Source organism: Streptomyces sp. NPDC002403, assembly GCF_053593015.1.
Map to the genome: position 1 here is coordinate 1 of NZ_JBSFBQ010000151.1, position 1,559 is coordinate 1,559.

The 1,559-nt window shown below is 67.8% G+C and carries 1 protein-coding gene; it reads left to right on the forward strand.

Annotated elements, in window-relative coordinates:
• The coding region (locus ACWCPY_RS43250; RefSeq protein ID WP_451274682.1) for a lonely Cys domain-containing protein at nt 1-1,559 on the forward strand (1,559 nt) is incomplete at both ends.

Consider the following 1,559-nt stretch of genomic DNA (forward strand, 5'->3'; position numbering starts at 1 on the left):
CTTGGTTATGTGACGGACCTGGCCGACCGGCGCCGCCGGGCCGTGCTGGCGGTGGACGCGGCACGGCGCGAGGGGCGGGCCCGCAGCCTGGCAGCTCTGGAAGCCCACTATCTCCAGTCCGAGGGGGCCTACGACAACGCATGGCTGCTCACGACCCCCGAGGGCCAGAACCTGGGCCGTGACTGGAACGACATGTCGCCAGAGAACCTGAATCTCAGTGCCGTCGACCTGCTGAAGAACACTGATGATGATGACGACGACCTCGAACTCGGCGAGGGCAGTCTTGCCGACGCCCCCTGGCCTGCCAACACGTTCCTCTACAAAACCATCCTCGATGAGGATGAGGATGAGGATGAGGATGAGACGAGGCCGCAAGGGCGCCGGTTCCGGATCCAGATCTCTCAGGGCATTCGGCCGGTTTCCGCGGAGGTGCTCGCCGAGCTGATCGCGCACGACCCGGTCCGACCGTCCGGCGCCCCGATTCTCCTGCTCACCCCTCACCGAATGGATCTGGCGCTGGAGCTGGCACGGACCGTGGCCAATGCCATCGGCGAACCCGTGTGGACGTCCACCGGCCGCGCCGGATTGTTGTTCGACGAGGAGACCGGCATGACTTACCCGGCCCGGTTCGACGATGACCCGGGTAAGCAGCCGGTGGGGCAGTGGGTGGTCAGCCCGCCCAGACTGCTGCCCCCGCCAGGGACGGAACCGGGCAGCGACGGCCAGTGGCTCTACGACTGGGAGGGCAATCGCTTTTGGGTGCTCGACCAGGAACTGATCACTCACGCCCTCATCGACCCCGTAACAGGCGAGTCCATCGGCCGCTCCACCCTCGACAACTCCGAACAGGCACGGGCCGAGGCCCGCGGCTACCATTCTCGGCTGCGATCTGCGAGTTCCGTGTACCACCAGGATCCGGCCCATGACGGTTTTGTTCCGGTGGGGACAGCGCCCACGGCGTGGGCGGACGTGGACCCGGCCCTGAAGATGTACCTCTTCGACGGTCACTCCGACAAGCACGGCCGCTTCACGTGGCTGGCGCGGATCAACGGAGAGGTCAAGAAGCTGTGGGGGACGCCGCGGTCCGCAGGCGGCTACCTCAAACGGCGCCCCAGCCTGAACAGACTGCGCGAAGAGGCCCAAGGCCGCCCCGTGCCCATCCTCGTCTCACGGTGCTATGCGGCCGCCGTGCCGCAAGGGGTTGTGGACCCGCTGGCCACCGGCGAATCCGCCCAGATCCTGTCCATCGAAGCCGGCGAACCCCTCTACGCCCCCACCCACGGCGTCGGAGACGCAAGTGGCGCCGGGACAAGCCACGCGCTGGTCATCGAAGTCGACAGTCGGGGTGGGCTGGGTCGGTGGAAGGAGTTCCGGCCGGAGCCGGAGGGTGAGGCGCTGGAGCAGCTGGCACGTGCCATGGGTCTTACCACCGGCTCTGGCCCGCTCCCGCAACACACCGCCGATCAGGCTGCCCGTCTGGTGCGGGCTTTGCGGCAGGTCTTCGGCCCCACCGCCGAACTCGACCCGCTCCTCGTGGCCGGTGTCGGAGCCCTGGAACG